Raw genomic sequence first — 15182 nt, forward strand, 5'->3', positions numbered from 1 at the left:
TTTACTCTGGTACACTCACTAATTTCTCTTTCATTTTGCGAATAAGGACGAAAGCGCCAATCGCGAAGAGAAGAGTAATTCCTTCTGCTACAAAGATGTTAATCATTTTTGTTTGGTAAAGTGCAGCGAAAAAGTCTACAAGTGCGTGGAATAGTATAGCGTATACGAGGAAAATGTATTTCTTTTGTTTTACCGCGTATACGACAAGCATTGTAAAAGCAATTTGCAGAACGAGTGCCATAATTCTTTCTAAGCTACCGAGTAAGTATAGGTAGGCAGGTTGCTCTATTAACAAGTCCTTAATATGGCTCAACTGTGGGTATTGTTCAACCATTTGAGCGAAGCTACCATTGTTAATAGATGTTGCAAAGGTAAGAGTTTGGAGCCCAGCGAATCCGCCGACTAAAATCGATTCAATACCGCCGTGTCCAATTCCGTACGCAAGACCGTCTTTATAATCTCGATATTTTTTCAGTAAGTAGTAAAAGGCAACGAAACGACCTAGTTCTTCAAAAATACCAGCAGTTAGTCCGCCGAAAATCGAAAAGATAAATGGGTTCTTTAAAAAGTCAGCTGTTGTGGGATTACCACGCATGAATAATTGGAATGGTGTTTCGAGAATTTGGGTAAACCCGATAAAGATAAGGATACCAACGCCAACTATTTTCCAATTAATATTATATTTCTTACGGAAATAAACGAGTACAATAATTGGGACCAGAACCGAAACAACGAGTTGAATTATGATACTGGCAATTACAGTATTTGAAACCATACTTTCACCGCTTTCTAATGTATGTACATATATATTATGCATGAAATGTAGGAGAATGTGGAGAGATGAATCTTTCAAAAACAAAATGAAATTTTTATTGACTCTAACGTTGCGTCATACTTTATCGTATGTATTAAGGGGGAGATACGCATGACAATGAGGGTAAAAGAAGTAGCTAATTTAGTTGGAATTAGTGTGCGCACACTGCATCATTACGATGAAATTGGGTTGTTAACCCCAGATGAGACGACAGAGTCTGGATATCGTCTGTATTCCAATGAAAATTTAGAAACGTTGCAGCAAATTTTATTTTTTAAAGAGCTTGGCTTCCCTTTAAAGAAGATTAAGGAAATTATCATGAGTCCTTCATTCGACCGTGAGGAGGCATTGCAGCTTCACAAGAAAATGCTTCTTGAAAAGCGGGCTAGATTGGATAAAGTGATAGCGACGATTAATAAAACAATTCAGCATACAAAAGGAGAGATTGAGATGACGAATAAAGAGAAATTTGAAGGATTTGATTTTAGTCATAACCCGTACGAAGAAGAAGCACGTGAACGATGGGGAGATGAGGCTGTAGATAAAGCGAATAAAACAGCGAAGGGTATGTCTACAGAGAAACAGGAGGAGTTTAATACTATTTACAGAAATCTAGCGACACTTCGAAATGGAGCACCGGATTCTAAAGAGGCACAATCCGCAATCGGGGTATGGTACGATTACTTGCAAAACTTCGGTGAATATTCATTAGAGGCCTTTAAGGGACTCGGTCAAATGTATGTTGCTGATGAGCGCTTTACGAAAAATATTGATAAGTTTGGTGAAGGTTTAGCGCAGTTTATGTGTGATGCGATGGAGGTTTATGCGGATTTACACCGCTAAGGAAATGTCACTTATTAAAAAAGCCGATTTCCATCTCAAGGAATCGACTTTTTTAGTTATTCTTAATGAACTAACGCATGCGTTAGTTGCATAAGTAAGAGGTTTGAAAAAATAGCCTGTATATATTTGACCGATGAATAACGTACCTATTTTCTTGTGTTTGTTCATGTTATATACAGAAAATTCGAAAAAACATAATCGAAAACGTAACATATTATTTATCTGTTTGTTTTTGCTTCTTTTTCAAATACTCCGCACGCAATTTTTCAAGTTGCTGCTTTTTATCAAATTTGGCTGGCGTCTGTTTTTCATGAAACTTTGTCACAGCTGCCTGACCTTTGTAATCCAATTGATATTTTCCCACTTTGTTCACCTACTTTTCTTGTCTTTAAAGAGAATCTATTCAACAAATATACTATACCTTATTTTACTGAAGTAAACCTTATTATTTTATTAGTTGCAAAGTCTTTTTCCTACTTGTTTAAAAAAATCTACATCCCCAATATTTTTCTCCAAAAAATCACCCCTTGTTATGAAGTTTCCTACTTAAACTAACCTGCCCCGTTAGTTTAAGTAGGAAACTTCACAATCTCAATAGAGTAAAGCCTATTGGTACATAATCAAATCACCTTTAAATTAGACTTCATAATGTCTCATAAGACTTGTATCAAAATGCTTATCGTTGTAAATGCGCATTTTCCTGACTCTATCCCATACCCATCAACCTAAGATTTTGAAGTATCCCCAAAACGGAAATTTCATCCTTTCATAGTTGTCCGTGGGAATTTAGTTCATTTTTTTCATTTTGAGGAAGAATGTATTTCTTAACTTGATAGCAATGTGGCGGGACCCCAAATAGTAAAAAGGTGGAGGTTTTCTCCACCTTTTTATTTTTTAATCATATTATTTAAAGTTTGATCTCCCGTATTGTTCAAATGAGGATTATCGCTCATTTCACGTTTTAACATATCAAGACTTTGTTCATATTCTTTATCGTTTAAGCTACCTGATTGGAGACCTTGAATTTGAGAAATCAACTTTTGGTTTGTTGATACATATGCTTTATAATAGCGAGGGACGATGGACAGAGCTGTTTTATATACTTGATCTGTTACGAGTTTCGGATCCGTTGTGTTTGCACGGTATACAACGAACACTTCGTCGTCGGTAACGAGTGTAGCGGCATTGGTGACGTCAGGAAGTTTGACTGTCATGCTCGTAATCATTTCGGCGACTTTCTCACGGTTAATAGCGCCTACTTGTTTGTTAGATACTTCATGCTTCTGTTTAGAAGAATAACCGACTCTTGTTAATCGTGTATTTGTGTTTTCCGTATGATACATGTCGTTTTTGTTGGAAACAAGAACACGACTTCCTTCTTCACGCTCCATTTCGGCTTTATTAGTTGATTGGCAGCCTGCAAATAAGGAAAGAGTGAGAAGAGAGAGTATAATTTGCTTTTTCACGATGTATCACCTCCTTCTCCATAGCATGCACTAATTTTCAATTTTTTGTATTTGAAATTGTTGGTTGTTATGCTTTGTGATACGATAAAAAGAAGAATGCTTAGAGAGGAAGTTCATAATGGAGCAAAAGCAAGAGATTCATACTACGGTGAGCGTTAATAATGTTCAGTACGAAGTAATTAAAAACTTTCGTGACGGTTTTAGTGAAGAAGCACTTAAAGAGCGCTATGCAGAAATTTTAAATAAATATGATTATATCGTTGGAGACTGGGGTTACGAGCAACTTAGATTGCGTGGATTCTTTGATGATAGTAATCAACGTTCGACATATGATACAAAAATTAGTACTTTATCGGAGTATTTATACGAGTACTGTAACTTCGGTTGTGCACACTTTGTATTACGAAAAGTGAAGAAATGAAAAAATCCTCTTACGATTGTAAGAGGATTTTTTCATAGCAGTTATACCAATTATGAGGAGGCTGTTTACTTTTGAAATAAACAGCACCTCGGCAAATATAATTGTTTTTTTCATATAAGCTTAATGAAACGGGATTACCTGCAAAGCAATCTAGGCGTATTCCTTTGCAACCTTCCTGCCTTGCTTCGCTTTCCCAAAAAGATAATAGTACTTTACTATATCCTTTGCCTTGCGCGAGCGGATGGATGACAAAAGAGTGGACGATAAGAAAGTGTCCTTCTGTTTCTGACCAGTCAATTCGTTCATATTCTGGAGATTGCCACTCGTTTAATACGACAGCACCAACGAGTGAATCATCCTCAAACAGGCAATACAGTTCGCCTTGTTTTAAATGATAGGAAATGTGTTCTCGCGTCGGATAAGAATCATCCCATTGATAAATTTGGTTCTGTAAGAGTGCTTCTTTGCATGCTGTATACATTACATCTAAGTCATTCAATAAATCAATCGTACCTTTTTTCACCTTTAACATGGGAGTCCTCCTTACAAACAAATTGAAATGTAATCACCTTCAGAAAGCGTCTTGTTTGGTTTCATTTGTTGTCCGTTCAATTGGATATGCCCATTTTTAATTTTATCCACAATGATAGTGCGGCTCCAATCTGAAATATATGTGGATAACACTTTAGCAATTCGGTGGGAACCGAAAACTATGTCTAATACGATCGTTATTTCGGCTATACCACTTTCTTTGTATTGTGTAATGGAAATGGTAGTACTTGTTTCCGTTTGTTCTTGCTGAGTCATATCGACAGTTTCGACGTGATCAGTAAATGATTTATAAATATGAAGTTTTTGATTCCACGTATGATCTTTCGGACATTTATAAATTGCAAATCGATATATGTTCTTTCCGTTTGCATTATGTCTGCGAATATTCGTGTCAGTAAATAGGGGAGTGCTTCTACAATTTTTACAATACTTTTCGATTGTATTTTGCTGATTTTCATATAAACTCCAAGAAAGTTGTACTTTTTGCATTTTCCTTCACCTCTTATATTAGTGGCAAAGGAACTTGAGACTCCCACGACTAAAGTCGCAAGCCCGAATCCTTACGGAGTTACGGGTGGGATTCTTGAATGACTAAGCGTTCGCAGTCCATTTCTGTTTTGAACAGCCTTCAAGATGAGGGCATCTCATTGCCCCTCCTAAACCAGACCATATAGGTGCTTAGGCTGATTGACTATTACCATCAATCACAGTTGCGTAGCGAATATTCATCGCTCCAACGATATCGCGATGTGTCTCAAATCCACATTGACACTTGTATTTTCTATCCCGCGCCTTGTTCTTTTCAGAACATTTGGGACAACTTTGACTTGTATAAGCTGGATTCACATATTCAACCTGAATACCAGCTAGCATTGCTTTATACGAAATAAATTGTGACAAACGATAGAATGACCAAGTGTGCAGGTTTTTTTCGTTTTTACGGCTTGTTCTTGCCGTCTGTCTTATATTCGTTAGTTGTTCTAATCGAATGACAGAAATATGATTATCCACCGCAAAATCAATGATTTCACGACTTATTTTGTGGTCTTTATCTTGCATCCATCTCTGCTCTTTATCATCTAATCGTCGAATGGCATTCAATTTTTTGTCTTTTCCTAACTTCTTACGGACACTACGAAACTTACGCTTCTTATATTTGTTGTGTCTACCATTTCCAAAGAAGCGAACCTTATCATCATCTGTGATTGCTACCGCAGGGACTTTGAGGCCTAGGTCTATCCCTAAAACTTTTGTTCCTACTCTTTCATTTGTAGGAAGTGTGACAGATATTTGGGCCATCCACTTATTCGATTTCTTTATGATACGAAGTGTACCTAACTTATGCTTTAACAAATCCAAATTGCGATTGTTTTTATCGATTAATAAAGCGCGTATCTTTAAACGAGTTGACTTTCCATGTATCATCAAAGGGACTGAAATATAATTGTAATCAAATGAATAATTTTGATTGTTCCATACGCAAACAGGCCTCTTTAGAATCGGAATAATTTTATAATTGCTTTTCTTTACTTTTGTAGCAAACAAACTTTTCGCGTCTTTAATCGCTTGATTCTTCACCGCACTTGGGATATTCGCTTCAATATCTTTTGTGCTTTTCTTCGTACTTTTCTTTGCTTCAATCATTTCTGATACAAGTGTATTTATAACTTTAATATATTCGTGGCTACTTTGTTCCAATAAACGGATTTGTTCTTTTGTTGGAATCAATTTCACTTTCACTGTTAGGGTCTGTGACATACATTTCATCCCCTTATTTTTTGATTTCCATCATCGTTCATTTGATACATTTCTAGCAATAAAAACAAAATAAGAACGTGTCCATAAACTTTGCAACTGCATACGATGAGGAGCTTCTTCTCTCAAACGATTTGATGCCACTTTTTTATTTTTAGGACTAAGTGTTGGAGTATATTTAAAAACAAATGAATGTGTTTATTATCGTAATTACTTATTTATGGAAAATTACAACAGGAATAAGCCCGAAGAAACTACATATACTTTGACGTTCCTTCTATCTATTCTTAATTATAACATAGAGGTTGGAAAATTCTGAATAATAACAATGAAAAAACACCAGCTAACATAGCTGGTGCACCAGATAAATTATATAAGTTCAAATAAAAATGAGCGTAATTCTTCTGCATTTTCTTCAGACATCGAAAATGCGTGCTCTAAGTAGCCTGGTTCGTTTAAATCGTCAGGACCGATGAGAGCAAATTTGTTGCTCTGCATATCAAGGACTATCGTTTTACCGTAATGACGATCGGAGTATAGAAGCGCTAAATCATGACGCTCATTTTCCCCCATAAAGCTAACGAAACGAGTTTTTGTAGCGACTGTATCGTCGTACAGAAAGAAACGTTCTTCCATACACATGGCTCCTTTATTAAATATCTAAGTTTAAGTGTGGTTTATGATCTAAATGGTGATGCGTTTTAATGAATCGTACCGTTCTTGTTTTGTAACGCATAACGATAGAATATGTTTCAGCTAAATCTCCGCCAAGGAATTTCACGCCGTCTAATAATTCACCAGCAGATACACCTGTTGCTGAGAAGATTGCGTCATCACCAGATACTAAGTCATCTAACATAAGAAGTTGACGAGGATCTTCTAATCCCATTTCACGGCAACGAGCTTCTTCTTCTTCGTTCATTGGAACTAAGCGCGCTTGCATTTCACCTTCAAGGCATTTTAATGCTGCTGCAGAAATAACGCCTTCTGGAGCTCCGCCTACACCTACGAATAAGTCGATACCTGTTCCAGGTAAAGCTGTAGCGATTGATGCACCAACATCTCCATCACCAAATAGTTTTACGCGTGCACCTTTTGCACGAACACGGTCAATAATATCTTGATGACGTTCACGTTCTTGGATGATAACCGTTAGGTCACGAATTTTTTTATTGTTTGCTTCTGCTACAATTTCAATTGTTTTTTCAATTGGATCATCTAAGCTAATTTTACCAGCTGCTTTTGGACCAACCGCGATTTTTTCCATGTACATATCCGGAGCATGAAGAAGGTTTCCTTTATCTGCGATTGCGATAACTGCCATTGCATTTGCAAGGCCTTTCGCAACGATGTTTGTACCTTCTAGTGGGTCAACGGCGATATCTACTTCTGGACCGTTACCTGTTCCTAGTTCTTCACCAATATACAACATCGGTGCTTCATCAAGTTCTCCTTCACCGATTACAACTGTACCTGCCATGTGTACTGAATCGAACATATCACGCATAGCTGTAGTTGCTGCATCATCTGCTTCGTTTTTCTTTCCGCGGCCCATCCACTGTGCGGATGCTAAGGCTGCTGCTTCTGTTACACGGACAATTTCTAGTGCGAGTTCACGTTCCAAGGTTGCATTCCTCCAATTTCAAAAATCATACAAATATAACTATAACAAATAACGAGGAAAAGGTGAATTCGAAAAATTGTCGATTTTTTCAGAAGAAAGCGTTACAATTAAAATGTAAATGCTTTAATTTCCAGGTAGGTGACATTCATGTACTTCGTAGACAGAAAGAAAATAGAACAAATGCTAGTATGTTTAGAACGAGCAACAAATACATTTCAAGAGAAAAAGACATATGAAACCGAGTTTGAATTTTATGCATTAGAGCGCATAGCCCATCTTATTATCGATTGTATATTAGATGTAGGAAATGCGATGATTGATGGATTTATTATGCGCGATCCAGGAAGTTACGAAGATATTATTGATATTTTAATGGACGAGAGAGTTATAAGTGGAGAAGAGGGAGCGCATATTAAAGAAATTATTCTTCTTCGAAAAATGCTTACGCAAGATTATATTCACATGAATCATGATGAATTATATAAGACGATTCAAAAACATATCGCCGTGGTAGAGAAATACCCAGCGAATATTCACAGTTATTTAGAAAAGGAATTAGGGCCTGTATCTGCATTTGTACCAGAATAATTGTGCTTATAAGATCCCCGGAGATTCCTTTGGGGATCTTATATTGTATATGAGAAAAGGGAGAAGGGCGAGTTATGGGGCAAGCACGTACGACGAAAGAAGAGATTGTACAATTGTTGAAGGTAAAGGGCGAGCATACTGTAGCAGAATTAGCTGAAGCTTTAGAGATTACGGAAATGGCAATCCGAAGGCATTTAAGTAATCTTGAGAAAGATGAGCTAATTTATTCAAAGATGCTAAGGCAGCATGTTGGACGACCAACATATTTGTATGGATTAAGTCAAAAGGGAGAAGATACATTCCCGAAAGAATATAAGCAGTTTGCTATTGAAATACTAGATGATTTAGCTCGAATGGGCGATGAAAAAATGCTTCGTTACGTTTTACAAGCGAGAACGAAACGAATGGAAGAGCAGTTGCAAAAGAAGATAAGTAATCAAAGTAATTTAGCATATAAAGTACAGGAAATAGCTGCTATGCAAGAGAAAAATGGTTATATGGTTCAAGTAAAGAGAGATGGGGAACGCTCTTTCATACTTGAAAAGCAAAACTGTCCGTTAAAGGAAATAGCGGAGAAATTCCCGCAAGTGTGTGAAGATGAAAAAGATATGTACAAGCGGTTATTTACAGGTGCAAATGTGAAGACGTTAACGAACATGTGTGTGGGCGATTGTAATTGTTCGTACCAAATAAAAGATAAAAAATGAACGTTATGGGACGCTTTAGGGTAAAGCGTTTTTTTCTTTTGAAAAAGGGGTTAATATAAGAGTGGTATGATAGGTGAGAACGTTAGCATAGAAGGAGAGACAAATAGATGTATAAAGGTTATTTAATTGACTTAGACGGTACAATGTATCGCGGAGAAGAACAAATTGAAGAAGCAAGCGATTTCGTAAAAGCATTAGGAGAACGCGGTATTCCATATTTATTCGTTACAAATAACTCAACTCGTAAACCAGAACAAGTTGCAGAAAAACTTGTTCGTTTCGATATTCCAGCGAAAGCGGAGCAAGTATTCACAACGAGCATGGCTACAGCGAACTTTATTTATGAGCGCAAACAAGATGCAACTGTATATATGATTGGTGAAGAGGGCTTACACGCTGCTCTTGTGGAAAAAGGATTTGAAATTGTGGATGAAAATCCTGATTTCGTCGTTGTTGGTTTAGATCGCGATATCACATATGAAAAGTTAGCAAAAGCATGTCTTGCTGTGCGTAACGGTGCAACGTTTATTTCAACAAATGGGGATATCGCAATTCCGACTGAGCGCGGGTTATTACCAGGTAACGGTTCATTAACATCAGTTGTTGCAGTATCAACAGGTGTGGACCCAATCTTTATTGGTAAACCAGAATCAATCATTATGGAACAAGCGTTAAAAGTGCTTGGCATAGGAAAAGATGAGGCTTTAATGGTTGGGGATAACTACGATACAGATATTTTAGCGGGGATAAATGCTAGTATGCATACCCTTCTTGTCCACACTGGAGTAACAACTGTGGAGAAGTTAACAGAATATGAAGTACAACCGACGCAAGTTGTGCATAACTTGACGGAGTGGATTGAGAAGATGTAATGAAGGGCAGGTAACCGGGAACGGTTGCCTATTTTTTATTTCTAAAAAATAGCCTTTCTATATCCCGCTCATACAAAGTACAAAGAAGACGAATAAAATGATAACAATACCAATGCCGAAGTTAAATACAAGAGTACTATCCATATATGTAACCTCCTTGTTTGAAAGTAAAAAGCACTCTGGCTGGAGTGCTTTTTATTATCCGAATATGTCGCAACGAACGCCGCAACATATAGAAAGGGAATAATGCGTTTAAAGAGTTATATTAATTTATGCATTAATTTTGTAAATGAGCAGGTCCTGCTCAGGTATAGAAAAAAAGACACTCTTTCGAGTGTCTTTCATGATGACAAAATGTGTCAATTGCTTGAGTCTGATAAGACGTTAATTTCCGTTTTAACGTCTTTTCTTTAATCAAGAAGTGTAGCAACAGCGATTCGAATAAATTGTAGCATTTTTTTAATGGATGCGCGCATGCAATTCTGCATATTACGATTAGAGGAGAATCAATCATGGAAAATGAATGAGTAAATACATATAGATTAGTAGAGTATTTGATAAGGAGCGAGATGAATGGATATACATAAGTTAACAGAGGAAGAAGCGAAAGAAATAAATACGTGGAAGTATGAAGAGCCGTATACGTTATATAGCTTTTCAGGAGAGGCTGAAGTAATAGAAGAGTTACTAGATGGGACGTATTACGGTTGTTGTGATGAGAATGGAGAATTCATCGGCTATTTTTGTTTTGGAGAAAATGCACAAGTTCCAGGCGGAAGAGATGCCAATTTATATGCGAGAGAAGATGCAATGGATATCGGACTTGGAATGAAGCCGGATTTAACAGGGAAGGGGATGGGGGAAATGTTTTTTCAAGCGGGAATAGCATTTGCTACTGAGGAATTGAATTCGAAAATGTTTCGACTGAGTGTAGCGACATTTAATGAGAGAGCGATTAGGCTATATAAAAACATTGGATTTCAAGTAGGACCTGTTTTTTTGAGCCGTGGAAGAGAGTTTATGCTTATGGAATATGAAAGGCCGTCAGTATGAAACTGACGGCCTAGACACGTTACTCTGAATGCTCAGCACGGTGCGCTAAACGGCTTGAAGCAGCGGCAGCGATCCCGCCAACGATATCATCAAGGAATGTATGCACCTTTCCAGTTGATTTATCATTTAAGTATTCTAAAATACCTGGTTTTAATTTATCGATATATCCAAAGTTCGTGAAGCCAATTGACCCGTATACGTTAACGATTGAAAGTGCGATAACTTCATCGATTCCATATAGTCCTTCATCGCGTTTTACGATATCTTGTAACGGCTCACTTAACATTCCTTTTTCAGCAAGGACATCAAGTTCAATGCCTGTAATAAGTGCGTTTTGTACTTCTCGTTTTGATAGTACACGCTCAACGTTATAGCGACATTCTGACATCTCTAAATTTGCATGGTATTTCTTTTGAAGAAAATGAACAAGTTCAGCAATATCGTCAATTGTTACACCGCGTTCTTGTAATAGTTGTAATGCTCTTTCTTGTAGTTGATTTGATTCTTTCATATTTATCACCTTTTTTTCTTTTTAGTATTTGTATACGTTTCGTTGCTTTATCATGTGCATAGGAATGAAAGGCGAGCACAAGCTCATATATATAAAGAAAAACCATAGGTGGCGACTGCGATGATTCAGCATATTTATGAGCATTATCACATGCATGTTAAAGAATTAATCCCCCTTGGCCCCTATAAAAGCTTTTGGATTCGCAATAAAATTTATGTACTTGTTCCAATTGGAGAAATGGAGGAAGAAGTACTTGTAGAGATGAAAAAGCTCAGTGATTATATGAACCAGCAAGGGGATATAACTGTTGCGACTTTCGTTCCGACTATACACGGCTACCATGTAAGTGAGATAGAAGAAAAAAATTACTGCTTATTAAAAGGTATGCGTATGTTAGAGCGACATGCTACATCATTAGGAAGTGAGCTTTCTATATTCCATAAACGTGGCGCATTCTTTCCGGAAGAAGTTGAGCAATTAAGCCGCATTGGCGAATGGAAAGCATTATGGGAAAAAAGGCTCGACCAATTAGAAAGGTTTTGGCAATCGCAAGTGATGAACCATCCTTCAGACGTATTCGATCAATTGTTTATTGAATCCTTCCCGTATTACTTAGGAGTTGCAGAAAATGCAATTCAATATGTTGTCGATACAGAAATGGACGATACACCACAAATAACTGACGCAGCAACAATTTGCCAAGAACGATTTACACCTCTATTATGGCATCAAACGAAGCGCTTAAAACTTCCTTTTGATTGGGTATATGATCACCCAAGTAGGGATATAGCAGAATGTATTCGCTATATGATGATAGAAAAAAAGAAAGATTGGGAGCAAACGGTAGTTCAATTCATTACAGATTATGAACGTAATTATTCGCTCTCTTCATTTGGTTGGCGCTTATTATTCGCAAGGCTGCTGTTCCCGCTTCACTACTTTGAAACGGTTGAACGATATTATCAAACAGGAAACGAAGAACAAAAAGGTATATATAGAGCTCGTTTAGAAATCATTTTACATGATGTGAAGCGCACTGAGCAATTTATGAATCATTTTTACGAGTCATTTCGTTTACCTGTTGATAAGTTAGGCATTAGGAAATTAGATTGGCTATCTTAAAAGTATAAAAAAGAGACCAATTGAGGTCTTTTTTTTATACTACAACAGATACCCGTGTCTATCTTTATATAATAAGAAGCTATGCTCCTACTTTTTGATCTGTACATATAGTTAAAATAATGTTGTGTCTTTCAATTTTTTCATTTACCTTTTTTAATAATTCTTGTTGTATTTCTTTAAATAAAAATTGATAGCTCGTATTCCATGTCGGTATAACGGGTGAAAGACTTAATAAATATTCTTTTTTCTGTTCTAATTCTTGAATTGTTACAAAAGTACTCCCTATTTTTGGCATACGTCGTCCCCCTATGTTTTTCGCTTTATATGTGTGAACGATTCACTATATATTAATTATCGCATTTTTTGAGAAGGATTTCCAATTTTGTTTTATGATGTTAATAGTGTAGGGGAGTATGTCTTGTTTGCGTACAAAAAAAGAGACCAAATTTGGTCTCTTTTCTTAGAAGTAGCTTTGAACGAGCCGCTTCCGCTTTTAGATTATCCAGCTCCAGCGGCTAAAATGTTCGGTGGCTTCGCTTCTTCCGCCGAGGCAAAAAGCGCCTCTATGTCAGAAGCTCCATCCTCCTCACATTTTGAACGAGCCGCTTCCGCTTTTAAATTATCTAGCTCCAGCGGCTAGAACAGTCGGCCATTTCGCGCCTTCCTGTGAGGCAAAAAGCGCCTCTTCGTCAGGAGCTCCAATGACCTTCTGTTCTGAACGAGCCGCTTCCGCTTTTAATTAAAATACTTGTTCTACTTCAATAACGCCTGGTACTTCTTCAAGTAGTGCGCGTTCGATACCAGCTTTTAGTGTGATTGTAGAACTTGGGCAGCTTCCGCATGCACCCATAAGGCGTAGTTTTACGATACCTTCTTCAATGTCTACTAATTCAACGTCTCCGCCATCGCGAAGTAAGAATGGACGTAATTTATCTAATACTTCTAATACTTGTTCTTGCATATGTGGGTTTTCCATTTTTATCGACTCCTTTCATCAGTTTTATTATAATCAAGATAGAGGGGAAAATCTATTTTTTCTCTTCTTGTTTTATTGTCGAAATATTATATCATGTTTACAACGTGTTTTTTCAGTATAGGGGTATAGAATAAATTTGTAAAATGATGTGCTTATGCAATAAGACATCTGAATATGCTGTTAGAACGAGAAGTGGGGGAGAAGAAATGGTTAATGTGCAAGTGTATGGGACGAAAGTAATTTGTGCGAGCTGCGTTGGAATGCCATCTTCAACAGAAACGTTTGAGTGGTTACAAGCGGCGATTGGTCGTAAATATGAAGGACAAGAAAATAAATTTAAGTTTGAGTATATTGATTTTCAAGAAGCACAAGAAGAGGAAGATAAAAAAGTATTCGCAGAGCGAGTAGTGGAGGAAGAGTTATTTTATCCAGTCGTTCTTGTAAATGGAGAAATTGTTGGAGAAGGAAATCCTCGTTTGAAGGATGTTTATGAAGAAATCGAGAAATATTTATAAAGCAGGAAGCCTTTGCGAATTCGCAAAGGCTCTTTTTTATTGGAGGGATAGATGTGGAGAATGGAATAAAACATGCTTTAATGGGACGATGTAGTAAATACAATGAAATATAACGTAGAACATTACTGGAGTGAAAAAGCGAAGCGTCCCTATTTATTTTTCATAGAAGAAAGGGTAGAATCAGCTATCGTTACGATGGGACGTATTTTATATACGTTAGATCATAAAACAATCGTTTCAAAAGATAGAGGATTGCAATATATGTTGGAACTTTACTCTCATAAGTGGGAGCCTTTATTAAGGGAAGTAGAGCGAATGCGGCATAATCCAAAGGAAAAACGAATACTCTCAAGGTGGAGAAGGGCTGATATGACGAAGCGGTATTTGCTTTATTTGATTGAAGAGTGTAGGGGGAAGTGGTAGGTGAATAGTAAAAGCATCCTTCATATAAAGGATGCTTTTACTATTTTTATATAATGAAAAAGTACTTTGCAAGGAATGAGAAGTCGAAAGATAATCCGGAATATGGATAGTTTCATGTGAAACATTATGCAATAGACTGTTCTTTTTGATGTTTATAGGCTCTATTCTTGTTTGTAGAATGCAATCGAATATTGAGATGTTTTCTTTTATTTTTAAATGGTTCGTTATAAGCTGCGGGAGACCGATAGGATGAACACCTATGTTTATCCCGCTATTTGCGGGCAGTAAAACTCCCACCTCAAAATTTAGCTGGAGCAAAGAAGTTAGGTGGGAGATCAACTGCATGTAAAAGCCCGATTGGTGCGGGCTGATTAAAGTTTCACTTTATAATGAAATCTTGCACTATTGCGCACTCCTTTAGAGATAGGTTTACTCTTCATCTTCATCATAATCGTACGTAGTTAAGTTTTGTAAGAAACTTTTAAAGTTAGGTGCTAATTCAATAATTTCCTCAAACTCATTATCGATAAATATAACTGGAGGATTTTCAGCAACATTTCGATAGTCTAATGCAATCCACGTATGTCCGTCCCCAGATAAAAGTACGATATTCTCAGGCATGTCCCATTCCTGAATTAAATAATGGCTCTCTAAAATGCTAGATTCATTTTCATTAAAAGAAATACCATATAAGCCAGAAACATTAACGTGATCGTCTGCCCAAGAATTTGGCTCTGAAGTAGGGTGAGCATCTAATCGAAGAGTTCCTCCGTTTTGTTCTTTTAGAAGATTTATGTACGATTCTGGGAGCTTTACGTTCAGTACTTCTTCTGCTTTTTTTATTAGTTCGTCGTTAATAGGTGCTAATTTTAAATAGTCATCGTCTGCCCAAAGTGTAGTCTTCATATTTGGTCACCTCAAATAATAGTTTTATAAACTT

The 15182-nt window shown here is 36.9% G+C and carries 21 protein-coding genes and 3 pseudogenes; 10 read left to right on the plus strand and 14 right to left on the minus strand.

Going from position 1 to position 15182, the window contains the following annotated elements; genetic code table 11:
- Window position 1: 1 nt before the first annotated feature.
- The gene (locus tag ACE38F_RS04040) at window positions 2-817 is read right to left on the minus strand and encodes a YhfC family intramembrane metalloprotease (protein WP_215554627.1); all 816 of its coding nucleotides are present in this window, start codon (window positions 815-817) and stop codon (window positions 2-4) included.
- A 108-nt stretch (window positions 818-925) separates the two neighbouring features.
- Here ACE38F_RS04040 and ACE38F_RS04045 point away from each other — a divergent pair, with 108 nt between their 5' ends.
- The gene (locus tag ACE38F_RS04045; RefSeq protein WP_375370149.1) at window positions 926-1657 is read left to right on the plus strand and encodes a MerR family transcriptional regulator; all 732 of its coding nucleotides are present in this window, start codon (window positions 926-928) and stop codon (window positions 1655-1657) included.
- A gap of 214 nt (window positions 1658-1871) precedes the next feature.
- Here the strand turns inward: ACE38F_RS04045 and ACE38F_RS04050 are convergent, their stop codons facing one another.
- Together ACE38F_RS04050 and ACE38F_RS04055 are read right to left on the minus strand one after the other, a co-directional pair.
- Complete coding sequence (locus tag ACE38F_RS04050) at window positions 1872-2021, minus strand: hypothetical protein (protein WP_215554625.1); 150 nt, start codon at window positions 2019-2021, stop codon at window positions 1872-1874.
- Between the two features lie 523 nt (window positions 2022-2544).
- Window positions 2545-3123, minus strand: a complete 579-nt coding sequence (locus tag ACE38F_RS04055) for a YhcN/YlaJ family sporulation lipoprotein (RefSeq protein ID WP_341026028.1) — start codon at window positions 3121-3123, stop codon at window positions 2545-2547.
- Window positions 3124-3241: 118 nt separating this feature from the next.
- Between ACE38F_RS04055 and ACE38F_RS04060 the strand changes: the two genes are divergently transcribed.
- The gene (locus tag ACE38F_RS04060; RefSeq protein WP_002015914.1) at window positions 3242-3544 is read left to right on the plus strand and encodes a YutD family protein; all 303 of its coding nucleotides are present in this window, start codon (window positions 3242-3244) and stop codon (window positions 3542-3544) included.
- Window positions 3545-3554: 10 nt separating this feature from the next.
- On the opposite strand, the gene ACE38F_RS04065 is transcribed toward ACE38F_RS04060, so the two are convergent.
- The 6 genes and pseudogenes from ACE38F_RS04065 to glpX all read right to left on the minus strand — a co-directional run bounded on the left by ACE38F_RS04065 (window position 3555) and on the right by glpX (window position 7475).
- Window positions 3555-4076: a GNAT family N-acetyltransferase gene (locus ACE38F_RS04065; RefSeq protein ID WP_375370148.1), complete on the minus strand. Its 522-nt coding sequence runs from the start codon at window positions 4074-4076 to the stop codon at window positions 3555-3557.
- Between the two features lie 11 nt (window positions 4077-4087).
- Entirely contained in the window at window positions 4088-4585 is a 498-nt protein-coding gene (locus ACE38F_RS04070; RefSeq protein ID WP_375370147.1) for a cytoplasmic protein, read from the minus strand.
- Between the two features lie 189 nt (window positions 4586-4774).
- Window positions 4775-5854: an RNA-guided endonuclease InsQ/TnpB family protein gene (locus tag ACE38F_RS04075; RefSeq protein WP_078173457.1), complete on the minus strand. Its 1080-nt coding sequence runs from the start codon at window positions 5852-5854 to the stop codon at window positions 4775-4777.
- A 30-nt stretch (window positions 5855-5884) separates the two neighbouring features.
- Window positions 5885-6057 (minus strand): annotated as a pseudogene (locus ACE38F_RS04080) (transposase); the annotation flags it as partial.
- A gap of 163 nt (window positions 6058-6220) precedes the next feature.
- A complete protein-coding gene (locus ACE38F_RS04085; protein WP_215554621.1) occupies window positions 6221-6487 on the minus strand; it encodes a DUF3055 domain-containing protein in 267 nt (88 codons plus the stop codon).
- Between the two features lie 16 nt (window positions 6488-6503).
- The gene (gene glpX / locus ACE38F_RS04090) at window positions 6504-7475 is read right to left on the minus strand and encodes a class II fructose-bisphosphatase (protein ID WP_215554620.1); all 972 of its coding nucleotides are present in this window, start codon (window positions 7473-7475) and stop codon (window positions 6504-6506) included.
- Window positions 7476-7622: 147 nt separating this feature from the next.
- Here glpX and ACE38F_RS04095 point away from each other — a divergent pair, with 147 nt between their 5' ends.
- The 4 genes from ACE38F_RS04095 to ACE38F_RS04110 all read left to right on the plus strand — a co-directional run bounded on the left by ACE38F_RS04095 (window position 7623) and on the right by ACE38F_RS04110 (window position 10695).
- A complete protein-coding gene (locus ACE38F_RS04095; RefSeq protein ID WP_341308025.1) occupies window positions 7623-8063 on the plus strand; it encodes a DUF86 domain-containing protein in 441 nt (146 codons plus the stop codon).
- 74 nt (window positions 8064-8137) lie between these two features.
- Window positions 8138-8770 (plus strand): helix-turn-helix transcriptional regulator, encoded by a 633-nt coding sequence (locus tag ACE38F_RS04100; protein WP_215554619.1) that lies wholly within the window; start codon window positions 8138-8140, stop codon window positions 8768-8770.
- 107 nt (window positions 8771-8877) lie between these two features.
- Window positions 8878-9642, plus strand: coding sequence for a TIGR01457 family HAD-type hydrolase (locus ACE38F_RS04105; RefSeq protein ID WP_375370146.1), 765 nt, complete (start codon window positions 8878-8880; stop codon window positions 9640-9642).
- A gap of 573 nt (window positions 9643-10215) precedes the next feature.
- Window positions 10216-10695 (plus strand): GNAT family N-acetyltransferase, encoded by a 480-nt coding sequence (locus ACE38F_RS04110; RefSeq protein ID WP_375370145.1) that lies wholly within the window; start codon window positions 10216-10218, stop codon window positions 10693-10695.
- Window positions 10696-10714: 19 nt separating this feature from the next.
- On the opposite strand, the gene ACE38F_RS04115 is transcribed toward ACE38F_RS04110, so the two are convergent.
- Window positions 10715-11206, minus strand: a complete 492-nt coding sequence (locus ACE38F_RS04115) for a phosphatidylglycerophosphatase A family protein (RefSeq protein ID WP_375370144.1) — start codon at window positions 11204-11206, stop codon at window positions 10715-10717.
- 120 nt (window positions 11207-11326) lie between these two features.
- Between ACE38F_RS04115 and yutH the strand changes: the two genes are divergently transcribed.
- Window positions 11327-12328: a spore coat putative kinase YutH gene (gene yutH, locus ACE38F_RS04120; protein WP_002198965.1), complete on the plus strand. Its 1002-nt coding sequence runs from the start codon at window positions 11327-11329 to the stop codon at window positions 12326-12328.
- A gap of 79 nt (window positions 12329-12407) precedes the next feature.
- Here yutH and ACE38F_RS04125 read toward each other — a convergent pair whose 3' ends face one another.
- Window positions 12408-12623, minus strand: coding sequence for a carbonic anhydrase (locus tag ACE38F_RS04125; RefSeq protein WP_215554616.1), 216 nt, complete (start codon window positions 12621-12623; stop codon window positions 12408-12410).
- Between the two features lie 123 nt (window positions 12624-12746).
- On the opposite strand from ACE38F_RS04125, the gene ACE38F_RS04130 reads away from it, so the two are divergent.
- Window positions 12747-12968, plus strand: coding sequence for a hypothetical protein (locus tag ACE38F_RS04130; RefSeq protein WP_215554615.1), 222 nt, complete (start codon window positions 12747-12749; stop codon window positions 12966-12968).
- A 99-nt stretch (window positions 12969-13067) separates the two neighbouring features.
- On the opposite strand, the gene ACE38F_RS04135 is transcribed toward ACE38F_RS04130, so the two are convergent.
- A complete protein-coding gene (locus ACE38F_RS04135; RefSeq protein WP_000431159.1) occupies window positions 13068-13304 on the minus strand; it encodes a NifU family protein in 237 nt (78 codons plus the stop codon).
- Between the two features lie 206 nt (window positions 13305-13510).
- Here ACE38F_RS04135 and ACE38F_RS04140 point away from each other — a divergent pair, with 206 nt between their 5' ends.
- Both ACE38F_RS04140 and ACE38F_RS04145 read left to right on the plus strand, forming a co-directional pair.
- The gene (locus ACE38F_RS04140; RefSeq protein WP_375370143.1) at window positions 13511-13819 is read left to right on the plus strand and encodes a YuzD family protein; all 309 of its coding nucleotides are present in this window, start codon (window positions 13511-13513) and stop codon (window positions 13817-13819) included.
- 81 nt (window positions 13820-13900) lie between these two features.
- Window positions 13901-14242: pseudogene (locus ACE38F_RS04145) on the plus strand (aminoglycoside adenylyltransferase domain-containing protein); the annotation flags it as partial.
- 42 nt (window positions 14243-14284) lie between these two features.
- On the opposite strand, the pseudogene ACE38F_RS04150 reads toward ACE38F_RS04145, so the two are convergent.
- Together ACE38F_RS04150 and ACE38F_RS04155 are read right to left on the minus strand one after the other, a co-directional pair.
- Window positions 14285-14509: pseudogene (locus tag ACE38F_RS04150) on the minus strand (DUF4304 domain-containing protein); the annotation flags it as partial.
- A gap of 162 nt (window positions 14510-14671) precedes the next feature.
- Entirely contained in the window at window positions 14672-15148 is a 477-nt protein-coding gene (locus ACE38F_RS04155; RefSeq protein WP_375370142.1) for an SMI1/KNR4 family protein, read from the minus strand.
- Window positions 15149-15182: the final 34 nt, after the last annotated feature.

The organism is Bacillus altaicus (genome assembly GCF_042136375.2).
GTDB lineage: Bacteria > Bacillota > Bacilli > Bacillales > Bacillaceae_G > Bacillus_A > Bacillus_A cereus_U.

Excerpts from the sequence above, each read along its gene's own strand:
- ACE38F_RS04095 (WP_341308025.1), top strand. The coding sequence starts at position 7,623 with ATGTACTTCGTAGACAGAAAGAAAATAGAACAAATGCTAGTATGTTTA.
- ACE38F_RS04075 (WP_078173457.1), bottom strand. The coding sequence starts at position 5,854 with ATGTCACAGACCCTAACAGTGAAAGTGAAATTGATTCCAACAAAAGAA.
- ACE38F_RS04060 (WP_002015914.1), top strand. The coding sequence starts at position 3,242 with ATGGAGCAAAAGCAAGAGATTCATACTACGGTGAGCGTTAATAATGTT.
- ACE38F_RS04135 (WP_000431159.1), bottom strand. The coding sequence starts at position 13,304 with ATGGAAAACCCACATATGCAAGAACAAGTATTAGAAGTATTAGATAAA.
- ACE38F_RS04085 (WP_215554621.1), bottom strand. The coding sequence starts at position 6,487 with ATGGAAGAACGTTTCTTTCTGTACGACGATACAGTCGCTACAAAAACT.
- ACE38F_RS04115 (WP_375370144.1), bottom strand. The coding sequence starts at position 11,206 with ATGAAAGAATCAAATCAACTACAAGAAAGAGCATTACAACTATTACAA.
- ACE38F_RS04105 (WP_375370146.1), top strand. The coding sequence starts at position 8,878 with ATGTATAAAGGTTATTTAATTGACTTAGACGGTACAATGTATCGCGGA.
- ACE38F_RS04155 (WP_375370142.1), bottom strand. The coding sequence starts at position 15,148 with ATGAAGACTACACTTTGGGCAGACGATGACTATTTAAAATTAGCACCT.
- ACE38F_RS04110 (WP_375370145.1), top strand. The coding sequence starts at position 10,216 with ATGGATATACATAAGTTAACAGAGGAAGAAGCGAAAGAAATAAATACG.
- ACE38F_RS04125 (WP_215554616.1), bottom strand. The coding sequence starts at position 12,623 with ATGCCAAAAATAGGGAGTACTTTTGTAACAATTCAAGAATTAGAACAG.
- ACE38F_RS04040 (WP_215554627.1), bottom strand. The coding sequence starts at position 817 with ATGCATAATATATATGTACATACATTAGAAAGCGGTGAAAGTATGGTT.
- yutH (WP_002198965.1), top strand. The coding sequence starts at position 11,327 with ATGATTCAGCATATTTATGAGCATTATCACATGCATGTTAAAGAATTA.
- ACE38F_RS04065 (WP_375370148.1), bottom strand. The coding sequence starts at position 4,076 with ATGTTAAAGGTGAAAAAAGGTACGATTGATTTATTGAATGACTTAGAT.
- ACE38F_RS04070 (WP_375370147.1), bottom strand. The coding sequence starts at position 4,585 with ATGCAAAAAGTACAACTTTCTTGGAGTTTATATGAAAATCAGCAAAAT.
- ACE38F_RS04140 (WP_375370143.1), top strand. The coding sequence starts at position 13,511 with ATGGTTAATGTGCAAGTGTATGGGACGAAAGTAATTTGTGCGAGCTGC.
- ACE38F_RS04100 (WP_215554619.1), top strand. The coding sequence starts at position 8,138 with ATGGGGCAAGCACGTACGACGAAAGAAGAGATTGTACAATTGTTGAAG.
- ACE38F_RS04045 (WP_375370149.1), top strand. The coding sequence starts at position 926 with ATGACAATGAGGGTAAAAGAAGTAGCTAATTTAGTTGGAATTAGTGTG.